Here is a 26,956-nt window from a genome sequence, read left to right as displayed (position 1 = left end):
CATGCCGGGGAGCCGATGGTCCCCTGAAGGTCCGCGTACGCACCTCCGTCAGCTCGCCCGGATGTCCGCGCTGACGTTCCGATGCGGACCGTCGCCAACGGGGCGGACGCCGCCTCGCACGCTAAGCGAACTGTAAATCTTCTCTAAGATTCTCGTCCTTCAATAACGCAGCGACCTGGCGTTTTACCTGCCGCCGCGGGGTCGACTGCGACTCACGATGCATCCACGCGGCCGAACGAATCTTGCCCCTGAGGCCAGTGCGGCGGCGTTTTCGGATCAGGCGAGACTCCGTCCGAATTCGCCAGCCATCGCCCGTCCCGACACTCTGAGACCACACCCGGCGTGCGCGCGCGGGAGGCAATGTCCCAAAACTGGGAATCCGCTGTGCATTAGCGGCCCATGGGCAGATGCCCCCTCGGTTCGCGCCGACCGCGGAGAAACTTTCCGCGAATGTTGCCATAACTCGACTTACCGATGCCTGATGGAAATCGGGATCATTGACCGATCCTTTGCCGAATTACGGGTATCAGGTACTGAATCCGGCCACCTTAATGCGCAATATGGATAATTTGCCAATTTGCTGCTTCCCACATAACTTCTGGGAAAGAAGCTGGTCACGCACCTGAATTGCCGTATTTTAGAACAGGAGTCGCCGTCATGAGCCATGCGCTCAGGCATTTCCGAAGGATTGCCGTTAGGTCCGTAATTGCAGTGACCGCGGTAGCACTATTCGCGGCGACGACGAGTCAATATCTCTTGCCGACCAACCAAAATGGTCACGTGCCGGCCGTGCGGCAGGCCTCGTACGACATCGTCAATACGGCGGCCATCGACGAGTCCCCGACCACGATCGGCATTGCCGAGTCGAACCTGTACTCGATGAGCAACGCCGAGATCGACAAGGCACTGGACAAGATGCTGTCGCTCGGCGTCACCAATGTCCGTGTCGGCGTGTTCTGGCTGAACATCCAGCCGACGAGTGCCACCAAGTACAACTGGGCCAAGACCGACTACATCGTGAAGGCCGCCTCCGATCGCGGGATGGGCATTCTCGGCGTGCTCAACAAGACCCCGCCGTGGGCTGGTTCCCTGGGTAACGGCCATCCCGACCCGGACACCTACGCCAAGTTCGCCGCGACCGTCGCCGAGCGCTACGCGGGCCAGATCTCCGCCTACGAGATCTGGAACGAGCCCAACGGATTCCTGGAATGGAACCCCGTCAGCGCGGCCTCCTACACCGAGATGCTCAAGAAGGCCTACACGGCGATCAAGACGGTCGCGGCGAGTACCAATCAGGACATCAAGGTGATCGGTGGTGTCGTCGGCGCCGGACTGACACTGGGAAACCTCACCTTGGACCCGGTGAGCTTCGTGACCCAGATGTACGCCAACGGTGCCCAAGGATACTTCGACGCCATCTCGTTCCACCCCTACAACTACTCGGTGAAATTCAGTGCGGGCCCTGCCAATACGTGGCCGGGAACATCGGCACTCGCGCAGCTGCAGGCCATCCGAGCACTGATGAACGTCAAGGGTGACGCCGATCTGAAGATCTGGATCAGCGAGTACGGCCAACCCACGGTGAGCGGTACCGCGGCCGATCTGCAGAAGCAGGCCGACTTCATGGAAGACATGATCAGGTCCTGGCAGAAGTTCCTCAACGGCGGTCCCATCTTCATCTACAACGTCAAGGACACCGGCCCCGCCAACAGCACGAACACCGAACACCACTTCGGCCTGTTCGACTACTCCTGGAACGAGAAGGCCGCCGCCGACGTGATCAGGAAGCTGATCCTGGAGTTGACCGGGCCCAAGCCGACAAATCCCACCACACCCAAGCCGCAGACGGGATTGGCCGCCTTTGCCCACCAGCTCGCGTCCATGGTGGCGACGATCATCAACTTCGTGCCGAAGACGGCCATGGCGATGATGAAGGCGGTACAGAACCTGCTCGGCGGGATCTTCGGTACGGCCAAGGTCGCCACCGCGGCGGCGCGCGTCGCAGCGGCCGGTAGCGAGGCAGACACCACCACTTCTGTCACCGCGGAATCTGTCGAGAAGGCACCCGACGTCGGCGAGAGCGCATCCACACAGAAGGCAACCACCGGTAAGCACGACACCACCACGGCGACAGAAACTCTCGCCGACACCAAGACCGAAGAGAAGCCGGCAAGCACCGACGTCGACAGCGAGGCAGCGAGTACCACTGCCGACCCCGTGGCCGAGGTGGATGTGACCACCGAGGCGGTGACCGAGGTGACCGACGTTGCGACCGAGGTGACCGAGGTTGCGACCGAGACGAAGACCTCCACCACAACGGCACCCGAGACTTCCACCGCGACGGAGTCGGCAACCGAGACCAACACCGGCACAGCGGCTGTCAGCGATCCGAAGACTGCGGCCGAGCCGGATGCGAAGCCTGACACCAAGCCGGATACCAAGTCCGACAGCAAGTCGGGCACGAAGACCGACACGAAGACCGAGACCGAGACCAAGTCCGAGACGAAGACCGAAGCGACGTCCACCGCCGGCTCATCGCCGAAGACCGACGACACCAAGGGCGACAAGGTCACCCGGCCCGGCGCCAAGTCCGGCCTCGGTGTGAAGGGGACCAACCCCAAGAAGGCGGTCAAGCCCAAGCCCGCCCCGAAGCCTCGTACCCCCGAACCCGCCACCACCGCCGCGTCGCAGGAGAGCAGAGTAAACGCAGGTGCCGGCGGTTCGTCGGGCAAGGGCGATGCGTCCTCTGGCAAGAGCGATTCGGAGTAGGAGAAGCGTCGATGGTCGCCCCGATACCGCGACGAGGAACCCACCGATGACCTTGAGCGTTTTCGAGCTCTTCACGATCGGTATCGGATCGCAGGACGACGCCACCGACCTCTGCTCCATCACTCACCGTCGGGCTCATCTGCTCAGGCGGAACGTCTAGCAGCCGTGGTCGTGATAGTCGCCGAGCAATGCGCGGTCGTGGAGCGGGGACACCTCCTTGACCGACTCCATGAATCGATCGAGATCCACTCGGCGACCGGAGATCCACGTGCCCAGCACCCGCATGGACTTAAAGGCCCTCTTCGCGCCACAGCCGGTGAATCTTCTTCTTGTTGACCTCACGGCGTTCGTCGTCGCGCAGTGCCGCCCAGGCACGCCGGAACCCATGGCACGGGTGTTTGGTGCGTATGCGCGCAGCCAGGCCCTCATCTCGGCGTCCGGATCGGTCGAGGTCTGCGCCAACGGTAACCGGCGGTAGGTGGAGCGTGCCAGCCCAACGGCTTTGCACGCCAACCGCTCCCGACATGCTCAACGTGTCCTTGAGCATGTCCACGGCGCGACGCTTGGCAGCTGGGCTCAGAATTTTCCTGGCCGCCTGGTGTGCCTTTCGTGAGGACCTGTCGACCCTTGGGTCGGCGTTCACCGCACAACCAACATGGGCATTGCGACAGGGTGTGACCTCATAGGAGCGTGTTCGCCCGCAACCCATCACTGGCCTGTCCACCTGGCCGTGGTGCCCAACCGACAGGAAGGGCACGGCATGGGCCGGCGCAGCGCAACCATCATCGGCGGTGTCGACACTCACACCGCAACGCATCACGCAGCCGTCATCGACTCCCGCGGACGTCCGTTCGACGATGCCGAATTCCCAGCCACGTCAACTGGTTACGCAGCAATGCTCACCTGGATGCGCAGCCAAGGCAAGCTCAGCCAGGTCGGTGTCGAAGGAACCGGTGCCTACGGAGCCAGCCTCACCCGATTCCTGCACGAGCAGAACGTGGAGGTCCTCGAGGCACCGCGCCCTGACCGCAGACTGCGACGCCAACACGGCAAGAGTGACCCCATTGACGCCGAAGCAGCTGCACGAACCGTACTGGCGGGCAGAGCAAGCGGAGCACTGAAGCTCGCCGACGGTCCGATCGAAGCAATCCGCATGCTGCGGGTGGCCCGCGGCGGTGCGGTCAAGGCCAAGACCGCCGCAATTAACACCCTTCGAGCCATGCTCATCACCGCCCCGACGCCCTACGTAGCCAGCTTCACGGCCTGTCTGCTACGCAGCTGATCACTGCCTGCGCACGACTGCGACCTGACCTCGCCAACCTCGCAGATCCCGTCCACGCGACCAAGTCCGCCCTACGTTCCCTCGCCTCCCGAATCCAGCACCTCGACATCGAAGTTGACGCTCTCCGAAAGCAACTCGATCAACTTGACCGCACAAGTCGCTCCAACAACCAGTGCCGTATTCGGGCTCGGACCCGACACCGTGTCCGCGCTGTTGGTGACCATCGGCGACAACCCCGACCGGCTCCGCACGGAAGCCGCATTCGCCCACCTCTGCGGCGTCGCCCCGATCCCCGCGTCGTCGGGCAAGACCAACCGCCACCGGCTGCACCGCGGCGGCGACCGATCCGCCAACAGCGCCCTCCACATAGCCGCCATCGTGCGCCTGCGCCATGACCCACGCAGCCGCGCCTACGCCGACCGCCGAACCACCGAAGGCCTGTCCATGCCCGAAATCATCCGCTGCCAGAAGCGCTACCTGGCCCGCGAAGTGTTCCGCGCCATCCGAGCCGATTTCGCCGAACTCAGCACTTGACATCTATAGGAGCGTCCTTAGCGACCTCCCGCAGCGCGTCCTTCTCCAGTTCGGCCTCGACCAGCAGCCGCCTGAGGCGGGCGTTCTGCTCACGCAGATCTTTGAATTCCTTGGCGGCGTCGGTGTCCATGCCGCCGTAGGTGCGCCGCCAGTGGTACAGCGTCGCCGGCGAGACCTGCAGCTCAACAGCGATCTCCTCGCCGGTCTTGCCCTCGGCAGCCAGCTCATCCGCCCGACGCAGCTTGCGCACGATGTCCTCCGCGGAATTCCGCTTCCGACCAGCCATGTGTTCGTCGTCCCTTCTGACCCGACATCGGGCCACAGGACTCTAAAACTGGTTGGACTCATTCAGCGGGAACACGCCACCGCCTACGACCTGAGGAATCGACGCAAGTCACGAAATGTCGCCATAGACCACACTACTCGCGCGTTAGCCGAATCCAGGATACGTCTGAACTACCGTGCGAGCTGCGGCTTCGAACTTCGTTTGATACTCCGAGGTGTCGGGAAAATCGCTATCAGATGCGACGAACAATCCGATGAGCTCATCGACAAGTCCTGTTGGAAAGTCGGGTCGAGCGGCGGTGATACTGTCGATTTCCAAATAGACGGTGGTGAAAATCGCCCACGAGGCGTCGAACGCAGCTAGCTTTCCCTGCAGCACCGCATCGCACCACACGTATAGCAGCCAAATACGCGCCGCAACAATGTCCAGAGAAATACCGAGCTCTTTAATGACCTCACCAAACAACTCATGAAGCTCCGCAGGCGGGTCCAACCGGCCCATGCCTGCCAGCTCAGCCAAGCTTGGCGTTTCCACACCCTGAACGAGAGCCTCGCTAGCAATATCAGGCAACTCCTCAGGATTTTGACTATCCAGCAGCGTACGGGCCCACGCTGAAATTATCGCCGCCCGTGGGTCGTTGGCGTAAACCGTCAATGTTCCATTCCTCATGGCAGTTGTTTGAATCCCGGATTGATGAACTTCGTATCAGCGACCGCACCAGTCATCAGGTTATAGACGTAGTGAATAGAAATAGTCTGTTGAGTTGTGATGGTGGTCTGTTGCATCTTCGCCCAGCCGTCTGCCGCTAACCAGCGCGGGTCCTTCATCTCAACCGCAACCATCTTGCCGCTTGCTGGTGCAGACAGTACCGCGTCCAAGGCCATCTGATCAGCAAGGTTGGCGGGAGCGACGTAAGTCGGCGACGTTGACGATTTGAGAATGCTCTTTGCGGTCGAAGCGAAACCATCCCCAACTTCGGGCAGTAGTGTGCGCCCCAGAGCGCCCTCACCGCCGAATGGCACTGTTGCGGCCATAAGGGTGCCGTCGAAGAACTTCCCGCCGAGGTAGTGACCGGGGTCGTTGATGGCCTCGGGTAGTTCACGAGCGGTCGTGATGACGCCACCGAGCGGGGTCGGCCCGGACAGGGCACTGAGTGGATCGTTCAGAAGTCGATCGGCTTGGCTCTGGGAGAGTTGGCTCCACGATTCGGCAACACCGGGATGACCGGGACCGCCGAGTCCAGTGAGGTTCTCGGCAGTTTGTGCGAGGTTCTGCACGGATTGCACGGTCTGATCAGCCCGGGTGTAAAACCCTTCCTGAACATCGTTGGTGAACGTGTTGAAGGCACTGCCGAGCTGTTCGCCGATACTTTGTGCCGGTACTGGCGTCGTTGGTGTCTGCGGCACTTGGGGCACTGCGCCGTTGGCGATTTGGGTGTTGAGGTGGGCGGCGCCGGCCACAACCTGATTGACCTGCTGATCCATCTGTGAGGCTGGGACGCCGTCGTTGGCCATCACTTGCCGCAAGACCGCCACATCCTGCTGGCTCGGGGTAAACGCGGGCGGCCGTGACGGCAATGCTGTCTCTGAACTGGTCAATGCCACAGCCAGCCTCTGCGGGGTGACCCGCGCACCCGTTCCCGACGTCGACGAACTTCCGCTAGAGCGGCGCGAAGCCAGCCCCGCGCCGGCAGCGGCGCCGAGTCCGATGACCAACCCGGTCGCTGGGTTGTTTGGATTACTTGGCGCAGTAGGAGCAGTCGCGGCGACAGCTCGCGGGGGCTGTTGGACTGTTTGTCTGGCTTGCTGCGCCGGTGGCGTCGCGGGCGGAACCTGCTGCTGGACAGAGGGTGTCGGAGACGCAGGAGGCGCTGTCTGGGGCGGCGATGTCGGCGTAGGGGTGCTCTGCCGGCCCTGACTCGGGGGCGCTTGGATCACCTGTGTCTGCGTCCGGGGTGGCTGCGGTGGCTGCGCCTCGCTGGAAACCCGCGTGTTCACACTGCGATTCGGGCCATCAGCACTCCAACGGTTGTTGGCGTTGGTCCGCTCGGTAAAACTCGACCCCGAGCGCTGGTTGCCGGAATCGCTGCTGGATCCGCGGGCAGAGGATCCCTCGCGGTTGTTGTTGTTGTTGTTGTTGTTCGATTTCTTCTTGTTGTCGCTCTTCTTCTTTTTCTTGTTGTCCCCGGGTTTGGAGTGATTCCCACCCGCGGACCCTGGTTTGGGGGTGGCCGAGGCCTGCGCGATGACCGCGGGATCGCTGCTGATCATCGGGACCACCAGACCCGCCACGGGAACCAGAAGGGCGGTCAGCCCGGCTGCCACACCGAGGCGTACCCACCGGCCGCGATCACCGATCGATCGCACCGGCGCCGCCCGGTGCCGTCCCCGGTATGCGCGACCAGCGTGCGACACCAAAGGTGAAGCAACCGCTAGCCCAGATGCGGGCCCCGCGGCGGCATCGGTGTGCTGCAGCAGTCCCAGGTCTCGTGATGCTTCGAACAGCCTCAACCACCCGCCACTGGATGTATCAGGGCAAAGTCCTGTTAGGCGGTCCGCGACAGCGACGTGAGCGCTCGCCGCGCCTGTCGCAGCACGCCGATGCCGCATCACTGCGGCTCCCGCACAGTGACGATATGACCAGCTCGCCATTCCCGCACGTCCCAACCGTGCAGGTCAGACCCCGACAATTCCCCCATGACATCTCCCCCTCGACAACCGAACGTGAGCCCGTCTACCAGACGGGCTCTGCAAGGTGTAGTCGGGAACAGACGCCAGAACCGAACGCCAGCGAACGGTGATCTAGACCACAGCAACATCAGCGCCAAACGCGGCTACGCTTCGACACCACCAACACACGGTGGCCAGAACGTCACGACATCCAGACATCAACGGCCACCGAACCATCGATTCGGGGGAATCATGCACGCATCAAGCGACAGCGCACAGTTTCAGTTCAAAGACTTCGGCACGCTCCTAGCCGGCCTCGCCATGCTCGTCGCCGGCTTCGCCGCCATCACCAGCCTGACCGACTGGATCGACCGGTGGGGCACCGTCCCGGTCTACCTGAGCTATTTCCTCTACATGTCCCTCGCCGGGCGCCTGTTCTGGAAAAGCGCCGACGCCGCCTGGGCCGCAATCAAAGCAAGCCTCACCGCTGGGGCCGCAACCAAATCGGTCCCATAGGCTCCCGGCAGCTATCCCCCCGACGGCGATTGTGAGATCAGGGGCGGCTTCTTGACGTTCGGGCTTCTCAGATTGTCAGGGAAGCACGGCGACGAAGCAACAAGCGACGGTGGATATTTCGGGTCTTGTCGCGCTTCGATCTGCAGTACGTACTCGTCGGGCCACCGCCTACCGGCGCGTCACCGGACCCGACGTCGTGGCCAGCTTCACCGACACCGCACAACGCCACGGCCTCCCGGCATCTACCCTCACCGACAACGGAACCGTCTACACCAACCGATCACCAACGGCCACAACGACTTCGAACGCCTACTCGCCACCTTCGGCATCACCCAGAAAAACGGGCATCCCGGCCACCCTCAAACCCAAGGAAAGATCGAACGATTCCACCAAACCCTCAAACGCTGGCTCAAAGCACGCCCACGGCCCACCACCATCGCCGACATGCAACGACTCCTCGACGAATTCACCGTCATCTACAACACCGAACGCACCCACCGCGCCCTGCCACCGGCCACCACACCCGCGCAGGCCTACCACGCCCGCCCCAAAACCACACCCACCAACAACCCCAGCCAACACTTCCGCATCCGCCACGACACCGTCGACCAATTCGGCAAACTCACCCTGCGCTACGGCAGCCGCATCCACCACCACGTCATCGGCAAGAACCACGCCAGCACGCCGTGCTCATCGCCGTCACCCACACCACCGTGACCGTCCTGAGCAAAACCACTCACCAACTCATCGCCAGCCACACCGTCGACCCCAACCGCAACTACTGGCGCAACCAACAGAAAAACCCCGGCCGATGGCCGGGGTCTTCCGTAACCGATGACGAGACTCGGGTGTAACCCAAGTCTCGACTGATCACATTTGTGGAGCTAAGGGGAATCGAACCCCTGACCTTCTCGATGCGAACGAGACGCGCTACCAACTGCGCTATAGCCCCTTGTGCCGGTAGCACGTTACCAGGAACACCGGCGACGGCTGAAACCGGCCGCTATCGAGCGATCACTGGCCCGCCGCGCGGGGCAGATCCCAGCTCCGGGCGGCTCTGGTGTACTCCAGATGCTCGAAGATCGGGTCCTCGTCGTCGATCTCCAGGACCGCCGCACCGGGACGGCGCAGTCGGGCCGGCACGACGTCGTACTCCTGGTCGGTGGTGTTCTCCACGCCCAACCGCGACCGCATCATCCGGTGCGCACGCCGACGGCGCAGCTGCTCCTCGATGCGGGTCTGGCGGCGCAGGTAGGCCAGATACAGAACGGTCACCGCGCCGACCGTGCCGCACAGCCACCACGCGCTCGGGCCGAGCAGGAACGGCAGTACCGCGGTCCCCACCAGGAGCACCGCCATGACCGACAGCACGCGCTTGCGGAAGGTGTACTTGCGGGCGCTGACCGCCTGGGCAGTCTTCGACTCGAAGCGGTTGCGGCGCGCCGCCGACAGCGAGTCGGCCCCGGTCTCGGCTTCCGCTTCCAGACCGGATGTGTCGTCGATGTACTCGTAGTCGTCGTCGGCACCGTCGGACAGATCGTCGGCCGAGTCGTCCTCGACGTCATCCTCAGCTGCCTCAGCTGCCTCGGCGACGGGTTCGTCCACCGCCTCGGCGGCCACCGGCTCGGCGGCCACCGGCTCAGCCGCAGGCTCGGCGACGGAGTCACCGAAATCCAAGGGCAATTCCTCGGTTTGGGGCTCGTCCTTGCCGAACGACTTCCCGATCGGCAGGGCGCCGGAGTCCTCTTCGACGATGTCCACGTCCAGATAGTCCGGCTCGGCGACCTCCGGCGCTGCCGCGGCCAGCACCACCGCGCGGCGTGCGGGCTGCTCGGCGTGGTCGCCTTCCAGGTCGTCCGCGTCATCCAGGTCGCCGACGTACTCGTCCTCGGCCGGTTGCCATTCGGGGTCGCTGTGGTGCCCCCCGGCCGGGCGGCCGCGCCGCCGCAGGCGCGCGTTGCGGCCCGTGTTGAGCACCCGCGTCGCCAAGGCGACATCGCTGGTGCGGCGGACGGTGTCGCGCTTACTCACCAGCATCGGCACCAGAACGAAGAGCCAGAGCACGACGAGGGAGATCCACAACAGAGATTGGGGGATGCTTGGCATGACGCCTTTCCTTTCCCCTTCAGGCTAGGTCTGTGACCAGCGCATCCGTCCGCGGCGCGCCGACACAATTACACACCTGTAATTCGCTGGATACAAGCACCATCAGTCACACGCGTCACATTTGCCACATAGCGCGTCGCCGAGGTCGACGAAATGTCGGATTTCACTCGCACTTCCCCGCCCGTGTGATCATTTGGGCGCACGTCGGCTAGGTCCAGCTGGCCCGGCCGCTGCGGACCAGCTGGGCGGCCACCGAACCCTGCACCTCTTCGACGGTGATCGCCACCAGCAGATGGTCCCGCCATGCCCCGTCCACATCGAGATAACGCCGCAACAGGCCCTCCTCACGGAAACCGGCCCTGGCCAGTACCGCGCGGCTGGGCGCGTTCTCGGGTCGCACCGTCGCCTCCACTCGATGCAGCATCACCGGACCGAAGGCGTGATCCAGCCCCAGCGCCAGCGCCGCCGTCGCCACCCCGGCGCCGGTGAACTCCTTGGCCACCCAGTACCCGATCCACGCCGAGCGCAGCGCGCCGTGCGTCACGTTGCCGATGGTGATCTGCCCGGCGAACTGCCCGTCGAGGTCGATGACATAGGGAAGCATGCGACCTTTGCGGGCCTCCCCGCGCAGTCCCGAACACACCGCCGGCCACGACGAAAGGGCATGGCGCACTTCCCAGCTCACCTCGGCACTGGGCTCCCACGGCTCCAGGTGGGCACGGTCGGACAGGCGCAGGCGGCTCCACTGAGCGCCGTCACGCAGCCGGATCGGGCGCAGGCTCACCAGGCCGGCCCGCACCCGGATGGGCCCTACGGGTAGCGGCCATCCGGGATGGACAGCACTCGTACGCCAGCGGTTCACGTGGTTGCCTCGCAGGCTCGGCTCCCACGTGCCATCAGTAGGTTCGCTCCGCAAGCTTCGCTCACTCGACGTCAGCCGCGCTGTGCGAGGAACGCAACGTCGACGACCTCACCGATGCGGATCTGCTCGGCTTCGCTCGGCACGATCACCAGACAGTTCGCCTCGGCCAGGGTGGCCAACAGGTGCGAGGACGCACCCGGCGTGCCACCGAGGGCCTGCACCAGGTACTCACCGGTGTCCTGATCTCGCATCAACTGCCCACGCAGGTACCCCTTGCGACCGGCCACCGAACTGATCGGCGCCAAGGTCCTGGCCTGGATCACCCGGCGCATCGGCTGCCGCTTACCCAGCGACATCCGGATCAGCGGACGCACCATCACCTCGAAGACCACCAGGGCGCTCACCGGATTCGCTGGCAGCAGGAACACCGGCACGCCGTCGCGCCCGAGTTGTCCGAAGCCCTGCACCGAACCGGGGTGCATGGCCACCCGCACCACTTCCATCTCCCCCAGTCCGGACAGCACCGAGCGGACCGATTCCGCGGCCGCCCCGCCCACCGCACCGGCGATCACCACCACCTCGGACCTGCTGATCTGCCCCTCGACAACCTCGCGCAGCTCCCCCGGGTCGGCGCTGACGATCCCGACCCTATTCACCTCGGCACCGGCATCGCGCCCGGCCGCGGCCAAGGCATAGGAGTTGACGTCGTAGACCTGCCCGTTGCCCGGCGTCCGCGACACGTCGACCAGTTCGCCGCCCACCGAGAGCACCGACATCCGGGGGCGCGGATGCACCAGCACCCGGTCACGGCCGACCGCGGCCAGCAGACCCACCTGAGCCGCGCCGATGATCGTGCCCGCGCGCACCGCCACATCGCCCGGCTGAACATCGTCGCCGGTCCGGCGCACATAGGCACCCGAGCGCACCCCGCGCAGCACCCGCACCCGCGACTGGCCGCCATCGGTCCAGCGCAGGGGTAACACCGCGTCGGCCAGGGTGGGCATCGGCGCACCGGTCTGCACCCGGGCCGCTTGGCGCGGCTGCAACCTGCTCGGAGTCCGGGCACCGGCATCCACGTGCCCGACCACCGGCAGGCTCACCTCACGGCTCACGCCGTCGTCGTCGGTACCGCCGACCGCGACCACATCGACGCTGCGGACGGCGTACCCGTCGATGGCAGCCTGATCGAAGCCCGGCAGAGGCCGCTCGGTGACCACCTCTTCGGCACACATCAGGCCCTGCGATTCGGCGATCGCCACTCGTACCGGCCGGGGCGCCACCGCAGCAGCCCCTACTCGAGCTTGCTGCTCCTCAACCGAACGCACGGCACGCCTTTCTCCTGTCCAGGACCGGCCGCGCAGTCGCTATTTCTCGACCAGGTCCAATCGCTCGACCAACCAGCGCCGCAGCTCCGGTCCGTAGTCGTCGCGTTCCAACGCAAAGTCAACCGCAGCCTTGAGGTACCCGCCGGGATTTCCCAAGTCGTGTCGGGACCCGCGGTGCACCACCACATGCACCGGATGACCCTCCTCGATCAACAACGCGATCGCATCGGTGAGCTGAATCTCGCCACCGACACCGCGGTCGACCCGCCGCAGCGCGTCGAAGATGGCCCGGTCCAGAACATAGCGTCCGGCGGCGGCGAACAGCGACGGTGCGTCCTCTTTCTTCGGCTTTTCCACCATGCCCTTGACCTTGAGCACGTTCGGATTGGCCGCGTCGGGCACCACCTCGACGTCGAAGACACCGTAGGCGCTGATCTCGTCCTCGGGTACCTCGATGGCGCACAGCACCGAGCCACCGCGCTTGGCCCGCACCTTCGACATCGTCTCCAGCACCCCGGTCGGCAGCACCAGATCATCGGGCAGCAGCACCGCGATGGCGTCCTCGTCGGGCAGCAGCTTGTGCTCGACGCAACCGACGGCATGGCCCAGCCCGAGCGGTTCGGCCTGCACCACCGACTCGACCTTGATCAAAGCCGGCGCACGACGGACCTTTTCCAGCATCACGTGCTTGCCGCGGGCTTCCAACGTGCCCTCCAGGATCAGGTCCTCGACGAAATGCGCGACGACACCGTCCTTGCCCTCGGAGGTGATGATCACCAGTCGTTCGGCTCCGGCCTCGGCAGCTTCGGCGGCCACGAGCTCGATCCCCGGGGTGTCCACCACCGGCAGCAATTCTTTGGGAACCGTCTTGGTGGCCGGGAGGAAACGCGTCCCCAGACCAGCCGCGGGTACGACGGCCGTCCGCGGAATCTTGACCTGTGCCTGTGTCATCGTTGACACACTAATGCCCGCGCGATCGAAGGCGAAGGGATAGCGGCGCAATCGTGGCAATCCTGACAAAACCCGCGCTCCGGATGCGAATCCTCGCGGCTCGCCGCACAGTAACCGCGCAGCAGAAGCGGGCCGAGTCCGCCGCTCTGCAAACTCATCTGATCTCCTACCTGTCCTCGCGCGCCCGGCCCGGCGACACGGTGTGCGGCCACGTACCGATGGGGGCGGAACCCGGTTCGGTGGCGATGCTCGACGCGCTCGTCCACGCCGGAGTGCGGGTGCTGCTGCCGGTCGCCCGCAACGGAGAGCCGATGCAGTGGGGTGAGTACGTGCCCGGCCGACTGGTCGCGGCGCCGTTCGGTTTGCGCGAACCGGCGCCGCCGTGGCGGGAACCCGAGACGATCAGGACCGCGACGGTGGTGTTGGTGCCTGCGCTGGCGGTCGACCGGCGCGGGGCGCGACTCGGCCGCGGCGCGGGTTTCTACGATCGGGCGCTGCCGCTAGCCGATCCGCATGCTCAGCTGATCGCGGTGGTGCGCGATGACGAACTGGTCGACGAGGTGCCCGCCGAACCCCATGACGTGCCGATGACACACGTACTCACCCCGGAGCGGGGCGTGGTGGCGCTGCCGAGCCGGGAATGACCTGACCCACATAGCGGTTCTAGCACTTGGACCGCTAGAGTGCTAGAAAGTTTTGACTGTCTCGGAGGTTTTCGTGCCTACCTATTCCTATGCGTGTACCGAATGCGACAACCGCTTCGATGCCGTACAGGCGTTCAGCGATGATGCGTTGACCACCTGCCCCAAGTGCTCCGGCCGCCTGCGCAAGCTGTTCGGCAAGGTCGGAGTGGTGTTCAAGGGCAGCGGCTTCTACCGCAACGACAGCCGCGATGCTTCGAAGTCGTCGAGTGGCAGCACGACGTCGTCGGCCAAGAGTGACAGCTCGTCGACCTCGTCCTCGTCGGATTCGTCGAGCACGTCCTCGTCGGGGGCCGGCACCTCGTCATCGACATCGTCGAGCTCCAGCTCGGGCAGCTCAGCACCGGCTGCGGCCGCCTCCAGCTAGTTATCCACAGGCCCGCCGACGCGGGCTGTGCACGCCCTCATCGGCGGCCTAGCGTGGCCGTGTGGGGGAATCACTGAATCCTGCGCTCTGGACACGCGTACGTCAGGCCCTGCGCCCCGAGTGGACCCGGACCGTCGCTGCCCGTCGTATCGCGGCGGGTTTGCTCGTGGTCCTGGCCGCCATCGCGGCGCTGCGTCCCGACCCGGACACCGCGCGACGTCCGGTTCTCGTCGCGGTGCGCGATCTGGCGCCCGGCACCGCTCTCACCCCCGCCGACGTCCGGGTCGAGATCCGTTCGGCGGCAGCCGTCCCCGACGGCGCACAGACCGAGGTCGCGGCCGTCCTGGACGCCACGCTGGCCGGCCCGGCGCGCCGGGGTGAGGTGCTCACCGATGTGCGGCTGCTCGGCTCGCGTCTGGCCGAGGCCACGGCGGGGTCGGACGCCCGCATCGTTTCGCTGCACCTGGCCGACGATGCGCTGGTCGATCTGATCCGGCCCGGTGATGTGGTCGACGTACTGGCCGGTGACAGCACCTCGGCCGGGACGGAGAGCCGCCCCGAAGTGATCGCCACCGACGCCGTGGTGACCCTGGTGTCGCCGCGCGCGACGGGTCCGTCGGCCGGCGCCGACCGGGTGGTGCTGGTGACTTTGCCCCGGACAGCGGCCCACCAGGTGGCCGGGACGGCACTGACCAGGCAGATCACAGTCACCCTTCACTGACGTCGCGATCGCCTCGGCTCGGTAATGTTTGCGTGGCCGATTACCTCATCGAACTGCTGGAAGGGTCCCCGCATGCTCAAAGGTTTCAAAGAATTCCTGCTCCGCGGCAACATCATCGATCTGTCGGTGGCCGTCGTCATCGGCACCGCCTTCACCGCGCTGGTCACGAAGTTCACCGAAAGCATCATCACTCCGCTGATCAGCCGTATCGGCGCGGGTGATTCCGATTACGGCATCCTGCGCATCAACATCGGCGGCGGGCAGACCATCGACTTCAACCTGCTGCTGTCGGCGATGATCAACTTCGTCCTCGTCGCGGGTGTCGTCTACTTCCTGATCGTGCTGCCCTACAGCAAGTTCCGTAAGGAGAAGGAAGAGGTCGCCGACGCCGAGGTGGTCCTGCTCACCGAGATCCGCGACCTGTTGGCCGGCCATCCGGAAGGCAATCCGCTCGACAAGGCGTAGAGACGAAATCAGCCCCCGGTCATGACCGGGGGCTGATTTCGTTGGTTCGGCTAAGCGCTAGTTCATGTTCCAGGGCTCGCCGTAGGTGGTGACCGAGTCACCCTCCTTGGCGATCAGCCGAGCGAACGGACGCAGCAGCACACCACCGGCAGCACCGGTCACCGTGCCATGCGCATTCGACACCGCCACCGCACCATTGGCGCCCGAAACATCGGTGGAGAAGGTCGCCACTTCCTGGATACCCGGGCCGTTACCCAGATCCGCGCTGATCGACGCACCCGGGAACAGGTTCGGCGTGATCACCTGCAGCGGGTTCGACGGCGTCGCATCGTCGAGCAGGATGTTCGGCGTGGTGTAGCTGAAGTTGATACCCACACCGAGCGACCACGGGAAGCCGATCTGGTAACCCAGCTCCAACGTGCCGGCGAAGTCATCCGCGCCCGGGCCCGAGACGATGTACTTGGCCTTACCCGAGTGGAACCACTCACGGGTCAGCCGGTTGCGGTCCAACGGGAACACACCATTGAGGAACGTGTCCCACTGCTGGATGGTGAGGGTCCGGTCCTTGCCGTCAACGAGACTCAACTCGTTGTCCAGACCTGCGTGAGAAGTGCCCGTACCCACGAACAGCGCGGCAAGAGCCGCCACCATCGCGAGCAGCACCCGACTGAATGCCTTCATGTTCTCCCTTACCTGTGTGTGGTGGCCTAAATACGCAGGTGGTGCCGTCCGGAGCCGAAGCCCAGACGGCACCCCCGCGCCGTTTATCGCCGAAACGTCAGTTCATGTTCCAGGGCTCGCCGTAGGTGGTGACCGAGTCACCCTCCTTGGCGATCAGCCGAGCGAACGGACGCAGCAGCACACCACCGGCAGCACCGGTCACCGTGCCATGCGCATTCGACACCGCCACCGCACCATTGGCGCCCGAAACATCGGTGGAGAAGGTCGCCACTTCCTGGATACCCGGGCCGTTACCCAGATCCGCGCTGATCGACGCACCCGGGAACAGGTTCGGCGTGATCACCTGCAGCGGGTTCGACGGCGTCGCATCGTCGAGCAGGATGTTCGGCGTGGTGTAGCTGAAGTTGATACCCACACCGAGCGACCACGGGAAGCCGATCTGGTAACCCAGCTCCAACGTGCCGGCGAAGTCATCCGCGCCCGGGCCCGAGACGATGTACTTGGCCTTACCCGAGTGGAACCACTCACGGGTCAGCCGGTTGCGGTCCAACGGGAACACACCATTGAGGAACGTGTCCCACTGCTGGATGGTGAGGGTCCGGTCCTTGCCGTCAACGAGACTCAACTCGTTGTCCAGACCTGCGTGAGAAGTGCCCGTGCTGATAAAGAGCGATGCAAACGCTCCAGCCACGACAGTGACCATCGCAAGCAGCACCCGACTGAATGCCTTCATGTTCTCCCTAGCTGTGCCGACGGTGTTCTGGCGTGGAACACCGTATCTGTCGATGTGTGGCCCGGCCCTCACGCAACCTCACACCTTGCAAGACCTCCATGTGAACCAAATTAGAAAGCCCACATGTTGCTCTTACTCTTTGCTCATCGTTGACACGAGGAACATAACGGGGAGGCATCCACCCGGCAACGCGTACATGGCGACATCCGGCACCCCCCTACACCGCGACGGGAGTTTGCTGGGTCATGCAGATGCAGCAACGATCGGGCGCACCAGCGGCAGCGCACCACAGCGGGTACACATTTGCCTCACGCGTCAAGGCGCACAGAGATTTGCGCCGAAATCAAAGAGATTCCAGCCGATCAGAACGAAAACACAGCTCAGCCGTGGTGCGGCGGCACGTTGTCCCGCAGCCACCGATCGCGATCAGATGCCTCCGCCGGCAAATTGTCACCGCGCTCATCGCTCGTCGTGCTCGGCAGCTCGTCGCCGAAGATGGCGTTAACTACATCTCGCGAAGGCTTCGGGGGACCGCTCACATCACTCTCCAGGTGTGACTAAGATCACAATCACAGGCCCGGTGCAGTTCACACGCGTGTAACGCAACGGGCCTGCGATTTCTTCCTTCACGTGCGCGAACGAGCATATTTCTGATCTGACAAACGCTTCTAAATGTCCAGGCTCGAGAGCTGGCCGATGATCTGGCCCGCCAGGGGGCCAAGAGTGGCCATTCCGTCGCGCACTGCCGCCCGCGAACCCGCGATATTGACCACGAGGGTGCTGCCCGAGATACCGGCCAGACCCCGCGAGACACCGGCGTCGATGATGCCGGCGGACAGTCCCGACGCCCGCAGCGCCTCGGAGATGCCGAGCAGCTCGCGATCCAGGATGTCGACGGTGGCCTCCGGGGTCACATCGCGCGGACTCACGCCCGTGCCGCCGACGGAGATGACCAGATCCACCCCGCCGATCACCGCGGTGTTGAGCGCGTTGCGGATCTCCACCTCATCGGCGGACACCACCACGACCCCGTCGACCAGGAATCCGGCCTCCCCGAGCAGCTCGGTCACCAACGGCCCGCTGTGATCTTCTTCCCCATGCGCAGTCCGGTCGTCGACCACGACGACGAGTGCACGCCCTACCACCGACCCAGGTTGTTCCATGAGTGCCACCGTATATCCGGCCACAGACAACGGAGCAGCCGACAGCCGCGCGTCGCCACGTGTGCGGGTCATTGCGCGGCCTTGCCCAGGGTGACGTCCACCGTGGCCGGCTTCCCGGACTGATCCAGGTAGGTCAGGGTGATCTTGGTGCCGGGCGCTTTGGATCGCACCGCTGCCACCAACGCGTCCGCGCTGCCGATCACCCGGTCGTTGACCTTGGTGACCACCACACCGCTGGGCAGGCCCGCCGACGCGGCCGCGCCGCCCGCGGTCACCTCGACGATCTTGGCACCGTCGACACCCGCGTCGTTACCGACCTGCACGCCCAGCGAGGCATGTGTGGCGGTCCCGTTCTGGACCAGCTCGTCGGCGATCCGCTTCGCCTGGTCCACCGGGATCGCGAAGCCGAGCCCGATTGAACCGCTCTGGGACTGGCCCGAATCGCCACCGAGGGTGGCGATGGCCGAGTTCACGCCCACCAGCTCACCGTTCATGTTGACCAGCGCGCCGCCGGAGTTACCGGGATTGATCGCGGCATCGGTCTGGATGGCGTCGAGCACGGTGTTCTGGTTCTTGGCATCGCCGCCGGCGGCCACCGGCCGGTTCAGTGCACTGACGATGCCGGTGGTGACGGTGCCCTCAAGTCCGAGTGGCGAGCCGACCGCCACCACGTCCTGGCCCACCCGCAGGTTCTCCGAGGAGCCCACCGTGATCGGGGTCAGGCCGGACACGCCCTGTGCGCGCACCACCGCGATATCGCTGCTGGGATCGGTCCCGACGACGCTGTACGTCGCGGTCCGGCCGTCGGCGAAGGTCACCTTGGTCTGTGCGGCACCACCGGCGGACGGCGCCCCGGGTGCGGACGGGCCTCCGGGACCCGCGCCGGCCACCACGTGGTTGTTGGTGAGGATCAGCCCGTCGGTGCTCAAGATGATGCCCGAGCCCTCCTCGGACGCCCGGCCCATATCGGTCTCCAGCTTGACGACGCTGGGCACCACCTTGGCGGCGACCTGCTCTACGGAGCCCACCGGCAGGTTGGCGGCCGGGACACCTGGGGTCGCGCCACCGAAAGAGGTGGTGGCCGTGGTCCGGTCCGGCTGGGCCAAGACGGCCACCCCACCGCCGACGCCGGCCGACACGACCGCGACGGCGATCGCTCCGGCGACCAAAGCCCCTGTGCGCGAACGCTTTTCCGGACGATGCCCGGGCACCGGACCGGGCCCTCCGGCGGGTCGATACGGGTCGTACTGGGGCTGCGGCGGGTGCTGTTGACGGGGTTGCTGCGCGTATCGCCAGTCGTACGACTGCTGGTAGCCGGTCTGCGGGCCGGTCTGCGGAACACCGTGCGGCGGGGAGTACCCGGACCCCGGTTCATACCCGCCGGGGCGCTGCGGGGGCGTGTACCTGGGGTGGTTCGTCATGTGGCTCCGCGCTCTTTCTGTCGAGATCCTGTTACCTGGTCAACGCATCCGTCACGTACACAGTGCCCACTTGGGCTGAGAATCCACTTAGAGAACGTCCAGGACAACACGAAGAAATCCCCCTCGCGTCCCAGATCACACCCCGATGCGCCGCAGTACCCTCAGGCCGAGCGTCAATTATTCTCCGCGCCGGCCACCGCACCGTCCACTGAATTGACGGCGCGTGTCGCGGCGGGCATGTCGGCAGTGCTTTCGGGGATCGCCCGCCGACCTGGCAGCAGTACCCGGATCGAGGTGCCCGGCGGGTCGCCACCCGGCACGGTGTCCTCGACCCGAAGAGTCCCACCGTGTTTGAGCACCACCTGTTTGACGATCGCCAGGCCGAGACCGGATCCGGGCATGGCCCGGGCCGACGTCGACCGGTAGAAGCGTTCGAAGACCAGGTCACGCTCCTCGGGCGGGATGCCCGGTCCGCGATCGGACACCACCAGTTCCGCGTGCACGGCGTCGCGCTGCTGGAGCCGTACCGACACCCGACTGCCGGGCGGGCTCCATTTCGCCGCGTTGTCCAGCAAATTGAGCACGGCCCTGGACAGTCCCGCGGCATCGCCGTAGACCTGCCACGAGATGACGTCGGCGTCGAACTCGATATCGCCGCGGCGACGGCGCACCCGCTCCAGCGACCGTTCCACCACCTCGGAGATGTCCACCGCCTCATGGATGACGACACCGGCGTCGTCCCGGCTGAGGTCCACCAAATCGCCCACCAGGGTGGACAATTCGCCGATCTGAGCGACCACGTCGGCTTGCAGCCCGGCCATCTCGTCGTCGGGTAGCCGGGGCGCCCCCGGCGCCATGGAGGCAATCAGCAGCTCGACGTTGGTACGCAGCGAGGTCAGCGGCGTGCGCAGTTCGTGTCCGGCATCGGTGACGAGCCTGGCCTGGCGTTCCCGGGATTCGGCCAGTGCCCGCAGCATCATGTTGAAAGCCTCGGTGAGCCGGGCGAGTTCGTCGGTGCCGACCACCGGGATCGGCCGCAGGTCGTCGGTGCGAGCCACCCGTTCGGCGGCTTGGGTCAGCCTGCCCACCGGACGCAGGCCGGCGCGGGCGACCATCCCGCCGGCGATGGCGGCCACCGCCATCCCCGCGCCGCCCACGATGGCCAGCACCGTGCCCAACCGTTTGAGCAGCGCCAGCGTCGGCGCAAGACTCTTGGAGATCAGCAGCGAATTACCGTCTGCGAGATGCACAGCCAGCACCCGCTGGTTGTTGACGGTGCGCAGCGACATGAGCAGTTCGCCTTGGACCACCGCCTTCTCGGGCGCGCCCAGCGGCAGCGTCTGACCCTGCTGATTAGCCGTGTAGATATAGCGGCCGGGGCTGACCAGCATGGCGTTCACATCCGAATAGGCGGTGCCCTCGATGGCCTTACCCGGATCCGCGGCCAGCGACCCGCTCTCGATGAGCAGCTGGGCCCGGCTGTGCAGCTGATTGTCGATATCGGCGAACACCGAACGCGACACCACCACGTAGACGGCGACGGCCATCAGGACCACGACCATGGCCACCATCGACATCGCCAGCAGCATCACCCGCCAGCGCAGCGAGACCGAACTGACATTGCGAACCGTGCTGTAACGACGATGAGGCGGTTTCACGGCGTTCATCCGACCGGGCATCAGGGCGGCGTTTCACGCAGCACATAACCCACCCCGCGCACGGTGTGGATCAGCCGCGGTTCTCCTTCGGCCTCGGTCTTGCGCCGTAGGTATCCGACATACACCTCGAGAGCATTGCCCGATGTCGGGAAATCGAATCCCCACACCTCTTCGAGAATGCGGCTGCGGGTGAGCACCCGGCGCGGATTGGCGATCAGCATCTCCAGCAGGGAGAACTCGGTGCGGGTGAGGCTGATGGACCGCTCACCGCGGGTGACCTCGCGGGTGACGGGATCCAGACTCAGATCCGAGAAGGTCAGTGCGCGGGATTCGCTGCTGTCGTCGGGCACCCGGCGCCGGAGCAGCGCCCGCATCCGGGCCAGCAGTTCCTCGAGCGCGAACGGCTTGGGCAGGTAGTCATCGGCGCCCGCATCGAGGCCGGCCACCCGTTCGGATACCGAATCACGGGCGGTCAGCACCAGGATCGGCAGATCGTCACCGGTACTCCGAAGATGCCGGCAGACCTCCAGGCCATCGAGCCTCGGCATCATGACATCCAGGACCAAGGCGTCCGGACGGTCACTGGAAATCAGATCCAGTGCCTCGACACCATCCTGGGCCAATTCGACCGAGTACCCGTTGAAAGAGAGCGACCGGCGCAGTGATTCGCGCACCGCGCGATCGTCGTCAACGACAAGAATGCGCACCGCCACAGTGTCACCCGCCCGTCTGAGAGCGACCTGAGAGGCGCGCCGGAGAGGTGTCTGCCGGACGCTTACTTGCGGTCGAGGTCAACGAGGCCGAGACGGGCAGCCTTGAGCAGGCGACGCGGCACCTTGTGCTGCTGACCGGCGACATTGACGTTGACCAGGCCGGTGGCCTCGGTCTTCCACTGCGCGCGGCGGCTACGGGTGTTCGAGCGCGACATCCGGCGCTTGGGCACAGCCATGATCGAGATCTCCTCTTGAGGGGGCACCGACGCGCAGAGCACAGCGGCGGCAATTGGCATCCAGGATAGCCCGGGCTGCCGGTTGCCTCCAAACCGCTGGCCGGTCGGGGGTCACCGGACGCCGTTTCCTCATCCAATCGGCCCACCACGCCACACCTCGTCACCGAGACTGAACCCAGGGCGACGCCGGCTTCCGGATCGATGCCTCGCTTCAGGCTCGGGCCCACCCGACCCCTTGACTCGAGACCGGCGGTACCCGATAACCTACCGGTTGGTTGGTCGCGGTCAGATCGCGTCCAGTTCGAGGGAGAATGCGTGACGCCTGCAGCTGGTGCGGTCCGGATCGGCAACTGTTCGGGCTTCTACGGCGATCGCCTCACGGCGATGCGGGAGATGCTCAGCGGTGGTGAGCTGGATTATCTGACCGGCGACTATCTCGCCGAACTCACCATGCTCATCCTGGCGCGCGACCGCGCGAAGAACCCCGGGCTGGGCTACGCCAAGACCTTCCTGCGTCAGCTCGAAGACTGCCTGGGCATCGCGCTCGACCGGGGCGTGAAGATCGTGGCCAACGCAGGTGGCCTGAACCCCGCGGCCCTGGCCACCGCGGTGCGCGAACTGGCCGAGCGCCTGGGCCTGGCCGTCAACGTCGTCCATGTAGAAGGTGACGACCTCGTCGGGCGCGCCGAGGAACTGGGGTTCGGGAACGTGCTCGCCGCCAACGCCTACCTCGGCGCGTGGGGCATCGTCGACTGCCTGAACGCCGGCGCCGACATCGTGGTGACCGGCCGCGTCACCGATGCCTCGGTCATCGTCGGGCCGGCCGCAGCACATCACGGCTGGAGCCGGACCGACTACGACGCGCTGGCCGGTGCCGTCGCCGCGGGGCACATCATCGAATGCGGCACGCAGGCCACCGGCGGCAACTTCTCCTTCTTCACGGAGATCCCGACGGCCACCGGGGTGTTCCGGCCCGGCTTCCCGCTCGCCGAGATCGCCGCCGACGGATCCTCGGTCATCACCAAACACGCCGGGACCGGCGGTCTGGTCAGCCCGGATACCGTCACCGCGCAACTGCTCTACGAGATCACCGGCGCGCGGTATGCCAATCCGGACGTGACGCTGCGGATGGATTCGATATCGCTGTCCCCCGACGGGCCGGACCGGGTGCGGGTGGACGGCGTGCGCGGCGAGGCACCGCCACCGACGCTGAAGGTGTCGCTCAACAGCATCGGCGGGTTCCGCAACGCGACGTCGTTCGTGCTCACCGGCCTGGACATCGAGGCCAAGGCCGAATTGCTGCAGCGCCAGCTGGAGAGCAGCCTCACGACGCGACCGGCCGAGCTGGAATGGACCCTGGCCCGTACCGACCATCCCGATGCCGACACCGAAGAAGCCGCCAGCGCCTTGCTGCACTGCGTGGTCCGCGACCCTGATCCCGCCAAGGTGGGGCGCCAGTTCTCTTCGGCCGCCGTCGAACTCGCGCTGGCCAGCTACCCCGGCTTCACCTCGACCGCGCCGCCCGGGGAAGGTCAGGTGTACGGCGTGTTCACCCCTGGCTATGTCGACGCCGGGCTGGTGCCGCATATCGCGGTGCACGCCGACGGCACCCGGGTCGATATCCCCGCCGCCACCGAGACGCTGGTGCTGGCCCCCGCCGACGAACCTCCCCTGCCGCCGCCACCCGCCGACGGGCCGACGGTGCGAGCCCCGCTGGGCCGCGTCGCGGGTGCCCGCAGCGGCGACAAGGGCGGATCGGCGAACGTCGGCGTGTGGGTGCGCACCGACCCGCAGTGGCAATGGCTGGTGCACACCCTGACGGCGGACAGGCTGCGCGAATTGCTGCCGGAGACTGCCGAACTGGAGGTCACCCGGTACGTGCTGCCCAATCTGCGCGCACTCAACTTCGTCATCGACGGCATCCTGGGCAAGGGTGTCGCCTATCAAGCCCGGTTCGACCCGCAAGCCAAGGGCCTCGGCGAATGGTTGCGATCCCGCTGTCTCGACATCCCGGAAAGGCTGCTGTGACCGACATCTGGCACACCCCAGAACGCGACGAGCTCCGAAGGACGGTGCGCACCTTCGCCGAACGCGAGATCCTGCCCAATGCCTCGGCGTGGGAACGCGACGGTGAGCTGCCGCGCGATCTGCACCTCAAAGCCGGCGCCGCGGGACTGCTCGGCGCCGGGATGCCCGAATCGGTGGGCGGTGGGGGTGGCGACGGCGCCGACGCCGTCGTCATCTGCGAGGAGATGCACCAGGCCGGCGCCCCCGGCGGCGTGTTCGCCTCCCTGTTCACCTGCGGGATCGCTGTGCCGCACATGATCGCCTCGGGCGACCAGCGGCTGATCGACACCTACGTGCGACCCACCTTGCAGGGCAACCTGATCGGCTCACTGGCCATCACCGAGCCCGGTGGTGGCTCCGACGTCGGGCATCTGAGAACCACCGCACGGCTGGAGAGTTCCCGCGACGGCGACTTCTATGTTCTCAACGGCGCCAAGACCTACATCACCTCGGGCGTGCGGGCCGACTACGTGGTGACCGCCGTGCGCACCGGCGGCCCGGGCGCGGCCGGGGTGTCCCTGATCGTGGTCGACAAGGGCACACCGGGATTCGAGGTCAGCCGCAAGCTGGACAAGATGGGCTGGCGCTCCAGCGACACCGCCGAGCTGTCCTACACCGATGTGCGGGTCCCCGTCACCAATCTGGTGGGCGTGGAGAACACCGGCTTCCTGCAGATCGCGGGCGCGTTCGTGTCCGAACGGGTCGGTCTTGCCGCCCAGGCATATTCGAGTGCTCAGCGTTGCCTCGACCTCACCGTCGACTGGTGCCGCAACCGCGAGACGTTCGGTAGGCCACTCATCACGCGCCAGGCCGTGCAGAACACGCTGGCCGAGATGGCGCGCCGGATCGATGTGGCCCGGGTGTACACCCGGCGGCTGGTGGAGCGGCAACTGAACGGGGATGACAACTTGATCACCGAGGTGTGCTTCGCCAAGAACACCGCCGTGGAGGCCGGCGAGTGGGTGGCCAACCAGGCCGTCCAATTGTTCGGCGGCATGGGCTATATGGCCGAATCCGAGGTCGAGCGGCAATACCGCGATATGCGGATCCTCGGGATCGGCGGGGGTACCACGGAGATCCTGACCGCACTGGCCGCCAAGACGTTGGGGTATCAGGCATGACCACACTGAAATCCACCCTGGATCCTCGCTCGCCCGCGTACGCCGAGGCGGCCGAGGCGATGGCGGCCAAACTCGCCGAGCTCGAAACCGAGCACGCCAAGGCGCTCGCCGGCGGCGGGGAGAAATACGTCGACCGCCATCATGCCCGGGGCAAGCTGACCGCACGCGAACGGGTCGAACTGTTGGTGGATCCGGATTCGCCATTCCTGGAACTGAGCCCGCTCGCGGCGTGGGGCAGCGATTTCGCCGTCGGCGCCAGCGTGGTGACCGGGATCGGCGCGGTAGAAGGCGTCGAATGCCTGATCGTCGCCAACGACCCGACGGTCAAAGGCGGCACCACCAATCCGTGGACGTTGAAGAAGATGCTGCGGGCCAACCAGATCGCGCTGGAGAACCGCCTCCCCCTGATTTCCCTGGTCGAATCCGGCGGGGCCGACCTGCCCACCCAGAAGGAGATCTTCATCCCCGGCGGCCGGGGTTTCCGGGATCTGACCAGGTTGTCCGCCGCCGGCATTCCCACCATCGCACTGGTCTTCGGCAACTCCACCGCCGGTGGCGCCTACATCCCCGGCATGTCCGACCACGTCGTGATGATCAAGGAGCGCTCCAAGGTGTTCCTGGCCGGACCGCCGCTGGTGAAGATGGCCACCGGCGAGGAGTCCGACGACGAATCCCTCGGCGGCGCCGAGATGCACTCCCGCACTTCCGGTCTGGGTGATTACCTGGCCATCGACGAACTCGACGCCATCCGGATCGGGCGGCGCATCGTGGCGCGGCTGAACTGGCACAAACAAGGCCCCGCACCCGCCCCGGTGGTCGAACCACGCTTCGACGCGGAGGAACTGATAGGCCTGGTCGGCGCCGACCTGCGTATCCCGTTCGATCCGCGCGATGTGATCGCCCGGATCGTGGACGACTCCGATTTCGACGAGTTCAAACCGCTGTACGGTTCCTCGCTGGTGACGGGGTGGGCACGGCTGTACGGCTACCCGGTCGGCATCCTGGCCAATGCGCGGGGCGTGCTGTTCAGCGAGGAATCCCAGAAGGCCACCCAGTTCATCCAGCTCGCCAACCGCGCCGACACCCCGTTGTTGTTCCTGCACAACACCACCGGCTACATGGTGGGCAAGCAGTACGAAGAGGGCGGCATGATCAAACACGGTTCGATGATGATCAACGCGGTCTCCAACTCGACCGTGCCGCATATCTCGTTGCTGATCGGTGCGTCCTACGGCGCCGGGCATTACGGCATGTGCGGGCGGGCCTATGATCCGCGGTTCCTGTTCGCCTGGCCCAGTGCGAAATCCGCGGTGATGGGCGGCACCCAGCTGGCCGGTGTGCTCTCCATCGTCAGCCGGGCCGCCGCCGAGGCCCGCGGACAGACGGTCGACGAGGACGCCGATGCGGCCCTGCGGGCCGCGGTGGAGGCACAGATCGAGGCCGAATCACTGCCGGCCTTCCTATCCGGCCGACTCTACGACGACGGCGTGATCGATCCCCGCGACACCCGGACCGTGTTGGGAATGTGCTTGTCCGCCATCGCCAGTGGCCCGATCGAGGGGACGTCGAACTTCGGCGTCTTCAGGATGTAGTGATGAGCGCTTGCGCG

28 protein-coding genes and 1 tRNA gene are annotated in these 26,956 nt (G+C 65.7%); 13 read left to right on the top strand and 16 right to left on the bottom strand.

Annotation, left to right across the window (positions count from 1 at the left end; translation table 11 throughout):
• Nucleotides 1-780: 780 nt before the first annotated feature.
• Nucleotides 781-2,769 carry a glycoside hydrolase family 5 protein gene (locus tag QN239_RS07970; protein WP_499009358.1) on the top strand — a complete coding sequence of 663 codons (1,989 nt, stop codon included), beginning with the start codon at nucleotides 781-783 and terminating at the stop codon, nucleotides 2,767-2,769.
• Nucleotides 2,770-3,058: 289 nt separating this feature from the next.
• Here the strand turns inward: QN239_RS07970 and QN239_RS07965 are convergent, their stop codons facing one another.
• Complete coding sequence (locus tag QN239_RS07965) at nucleotides 3,059-3,295, bottom strand: helix-turn-helix domain-containing protein (protein ID WP_499016660.1); 237 nt, start codon at nucleotides 3,293-3,295, stop codon at nucleotides 3,059-3,061.
• A gap of 207 nt (nucleotides 3,296-3,502) precedes the next feature.
• On the opposite strand from QN239_RS07965, the gene QN239_RS07960 reads away from it, so the two are divergent.
• Together QN239_RS07960 and QN239_RS07955 are read left to right on the top strand one after the other, a co-directional pair.
• On the top strand, nucleotides 3,503-4,051 hold the full coding sequence (locus QN239_RS07960) for an IS110 family transposase (RefSeq protein WP_499009357.1): 549 nt from the start codon (nucleotides 3,503-3,505) through the stop codon (nucleotides 4,049-4,051).
• A gap of 114 nt (nucleotides 4,052-4,165) precedes the next feature.
• Nucleotides 4,166-4,585: a transposase gene (locus QN239_RS07955; protein WP_499009354.1), complete on the top strand. Its 420-nt coding sequence runs from the start codon at nucleotides 4,166-4,168 to the stop codon at nucleotides 4,583-4,585.
• On the opposite strand, the gene QN239_RS07950 is transcribed toward QN239_RS07955, so the two are convergent.
• The 3 genes from QN239_RS07950 to QN239_RS07940 form a co-directional block, all read right to left on the bottom strand.
• Nucleotides 4,575-4,871: a transposase gene (locus QN239_RS07950; protein WP_499009352.1), complete on the bottom strand. Its 297-nt coding sequence runs from the start codon at nucleotides 4,869-4,871 to the stop codon at nucleotides 4,575-4,577. The genes QN239_RS07955 and QN239_RS07950 overlap by 11 nt on opposite strands.
• Before the next feature lie 144 nt (nucleotides 4,872-5,015).
• Entirely contained in the window at nucleotides 5,016-5,525 is a 510-nt protein-coding gene (locus tag QN239_RS07945) for a hypothetical protein (protein WP_499009349.1), read from the bottom strand.
• Between the two features lie 11 nt (nucleotides 5,526-5,536).
• Nucleotides 5,537-6,355 carry a hypothetical protein gene (locus QN239_RS07940; protein ID WP_499009346.1) on the bottom strand — a complete coding sequence of 273 codons (819 nt, stop codon included), beginning with the start codon at nucleotides 6,353-6,355 and terminating at the stop codon, nucleotides 5,537-5,539.
• Between the two features lie 505 nt (nucleotides 6,356-6,860).
• Here QN239_RS07940 and QN239_RS07935 point away from each other — a divergent pair.
• From QN239_RS07935 to QN239_RS07925, 3 genes are all read left to right on the top strand, one after another.
• A complete protein-coding gene (locus tag QN239_RS07935; RefSeq protein ID WP_499009342.1) occupies nucleotides 6,861-7,070 on the top strand; it encodes a hypothetical protein in 210 nt (69 codons plus the stop codon).
• Nucleotides 7,071-7,792: 722 nt separating this feature from the next.
• On the top strand, nucleotides 7,793-8,056 hold the full coding sequence (locus tag QN239_RS07930) for a hypothetical protein (RefSeq protein WP_499009337.1): 264 nt from the start codon (nucleotides 7,793-7,795) through the stop codon (nucleotides 8,054-8,056).
• Nucleotides 8,057-8,107: 51 nt separating this feature from the next.
• Nucleotides 8,108-8,773, top strand: coding sequence for an integrase core domain-containing protein (locus tag QN239_RS07925; protein WP_499009333.1), 666 nt, complete (start codon nucleotides 8,108-8,110; stop codon nucleotides 8,771-8,773).
• Nucleotides 8,774-8,935: 162 nt separating this feature from the next.
• Here QN239_RS07925 and QN239_RS07920 read toward each other — a convergent pair.
• The 5 genes from QN239_RS07920 to QN239_RS07900 form a co-directional block, all read right to left on the bottom strand.
• Nucleotides 8,936-9,008 (bottom strand) — tRNA-Ala (locus tag QN239_RS07920).
• Nucleotides 9,009-9,070: 62 nt separating this feature from the next.
• A complete protein-coding gene (sepX, locus tag QN239_RS07915) occupies nucleotides 9,071-10,162 on the bottom strand; it encodes a divisome protein SepX/GlpR (RefSeq protein WP_499009331.1) in 1,092 nt (363 codons plus the stop codon).
• A 208-nt stretch (nucleotides 10,163-10,370) separates the two neighbouring features.
• The gene (locus tag QN239_RS07910; RefSeq protein ID WP_499009329.1) at nucleotides 10,371-11,024 is read right to left on the bottom strand and encodes a GNAT family N-acetyltransferase; all 654 of its coding nucleotides are present in this window, start codon (nucleotides 11,022-11,024) and stop codon (nucleotides 10,371-10,373) included.
• A 71-nt stretch (nucleotides 11,025-11,095) separates the two neighbouring features.
• Entirely contained in the window at nucleotides 11,096-12,349 is a 1,254-nt protein-coding gene (gene glp / locus QN239_RS07905; protein WP_187096818.1) for a molybdotransferase-like divisome protein Glp, read from the bottom strand.
• A 39-nt stretch (nucleotides 12,350-12,388) separates the two neighbouring features.
• Nucleotides 12,389-13,300: a UTP--glucose-1-phosphate uridylyltransferase gene (locus QN239_RS07900; RefSeq protein ID WP_499009326.1), complete on the bottom strand. Its 912-nt coding sequence runs from the start codon at nucleotides 13,298-13,300 to the stop codon at nucleotides 12,389-12,391.
• Between the two features lie 53 nt (nucleotides 13,301-13,353).
• Between QN239_RS07900 and QN239_RS07895 the strand changes: the two genes are divergently transcribed.
• From QN239_RS07895 to mscL, 4 genes are all read left to right on the top strand, one after another.
• Complete coding sequence (locus QN239_RS07895) at nucleotides 13,354-13,944, top strand: 5-formyltetrahydrofolate cyclo-ligase (protein WP_499009325.1); 591 nt, start codon at nucleotides 13,354-13,356, stop codon at nucleotides 13,942-13,944.
• Nucleotides 13,945-14,017: 73 nt separating this feature from the next.
• A complete protein-coding gene (locus QN239_RS07890; protein ID WP_499009322.1) occupies nucleotides 14,018-14,368 on the top strand; it encodes an FmdB family zinc ribbon protein in 351 nt (116 codons plus the stop codon).
• A gap of 61 nt (nucleotides 14,369-14,429) precedes the next feature.
• The gene (locus QN239_RS07885; protein WP_499009319.1) at nucleotides 14,430-15,089 is read left to right on the top strand and encodes an SAF domain-containing protein; all 660 of its coding nucleotides are present in this window, start codon (nucleotides 14,430-14,432) and stop codon (nucleotides 15,087-15,089) included.
• A 72-nt stretch (nucleotides 15,090-15,161) separates the two neighbouring features.
• Nucleotides 15,162-15,554 (top strand): large-conductance mechanosensitive channel protein MscL, encoded by a 393-nt coding sequence (mscL, locus tag QN239_RS07880; protein ID WP_187096821.1) that lies wholly within the window; start codon nucleotides 15,162-15,164, stop codon nucleotides 15,552-15,554.
• A 57-nt stretch (nucleotides 15,555-15,611) separates the two neighbouring features.
• Here the strand turns inward: mscL and mspA (QN239_RS07875) are convergent, their stop codons facing one another.
• The 7 genes from mspA (QN239_RS07875) to rpmF form a co-directional block, all read right to left on the bottom strand.
• On the bottom strand, nucleotides 15,612-16,235 hold the full coding sequence (mspA, locus tag QN239_RS07875) for a porin MspA (protein ID WP_499009316.1): 624 nt from the start codon (nucleotides 16,233-16,235) through the stop codon (nucleotides 15,612-15,614).
• Nucleotides 16,236-16,332: 97 nt separating this feature from the next.
• Complete coding sequence (gene mspA, locus QN239_RS07870; protein WP_187096823.1) at nucleotides 16,333-16,968, bottom strand: porin MspA; 636 nt, start codon at nucleotides 16,966-16,968, stop codon at nucleotides 16,333-16,335.
• A 668-nt stretch (nucleotides 16,969-17,636) separates the two neighbouring features.
• Nucleotides 17,637-18,203 carry a MogA/MoaB family molybdenum cofactor biosynthesis protein gene (locus QN239_RS07865; RefSeq protein ID WP_090354942.1) on the bottom strand — a complete coding sequence of 189 codons (567 nt, stop codon included), beginning with the start codon at nucleotides 18,201-18,203 and terminating at the stop codon, nucleotides 17,637-17,639.
• On the bottom strand, nucleotides 18,200-19,552 hold the full coding sequence (locus tag QN239_RS07860) for a S1C family serine protease (protein ID WP_499009312.1): 1,353 nt from the start codon (nucleotides 19,550-19,552) through the stop codon (nucleotides 18,200-18,202). Before QN239_RS07860 ends, QN239_RS07865 begins: the two co-directional genes overlap by 4 nt.
• Nucleotides 19,553-19,725: 173 nt before the next feature.
• Nucleotides 19,726-21,219, bottom strand: coding sequence for a HAMP domain-containing sensor histidine kinase (locus tag QN239_RS07855; protein ID WP_499009309.1), 1,494 nt, complete (start codon nucleotides 21,217-21,219; stop codon nucleotides 19,726-19,728).
• A gap of 11 nt (nucleotides 21,220-21,230) precedes the next feature.
• Nucleotides 21,231-21,917, bottom strand: coding sequence for a response regulator transcription factor (locus QN239_RS07850; RefSeq protein WP_090354937.1), 687 nt, complete (start codon nucleotides 21,915-21,917; stop codon nucleotides 21,231-21,233).
• Between the two features lie 68 nt (nucleotides 21,918-21,985).
• Nucleotides 21,986-22,159 carry a 50S ribosomal protein L32 gene (gene rpmF, locus QN239_RS07845; RefSeq protein ID WP_024453127.1) on the bottom strand — a complete coding sequence of 58 codons (174 nt, stop codon included), beginning with the start codon at nucleotides 22,157-22,159 and terminating at the stop codon, nucleotides 21,986-21,988.
• Between the two features lie 315 nt (nucleotides 22,160-22,474).
• On the opposite strand from rpmF, the gene QN239_RS07840 reads away from it, so the two are divergent.
• Genes QN239_RS07840 through QN239_RS07830 form a run of 3 tightly spaced genes read left to right on the top strand, consistent with a single transcriptional unit; the run spans nucleotide 22,475 to nucleotide 26,939 of the window.
• Entirely contained in the window at nucleotides 22,475-24,187 is a 1,713-nt protein-coding gene (locus tag QN239_RS07840; protein WP_499009305.1) for an acyclic terpene utilization AtuA family protein, read from the top strand.
• Complete coding sequence (locus QN239_RS07835; RefSeq protein ID WP_499009302.1) at nucleotides 24,184-25,347, top strand: acyl-CoA dehydrogenase family protein; 1,164 nt, start codon at nucleotides 24,184-24,186, stop codon at nucleotides 25,345-25,347. Before QN239_RS07840 ends, QN239_RS07835 begins: the two co-directional genes overlap by 4 nt.
• Nucleotides 25,344-26,939 (top strand): acyl-CoA carboxylase subunit beta, encoded by a 1,596-nt coding sequence (locus QN239_RS07830; protein ID WP_499009299.1) that lies wholly within the window; start codon nucleotides 25,344-25,346, stop codon nucleotides 26,937-26,939. The genes QN239_RS07835 and QN239_RS07830 overlap by 4 nt, the downstream gene beginning before the upstream one ends.
• Nucleotides 26,940-26,956 lie beyond the last annotated feature (17 nt).

The sequence above is a fragment of the Mycolicibacterium sp. Y3 genome, from assembly GCF_051188035.1.
In the GTDB taxonomy this organism is placed as follows: domain Bacteria; phylum Actinomycetota; class Actinomycetes; order Mycobacteriales; family Mycobacteriaceae; genus Mycobacterium; species Mycobacterium fluoranthenivorans.
This window is presented reverse-complemented; position numbering and strand designations above follow the sequence as displayed.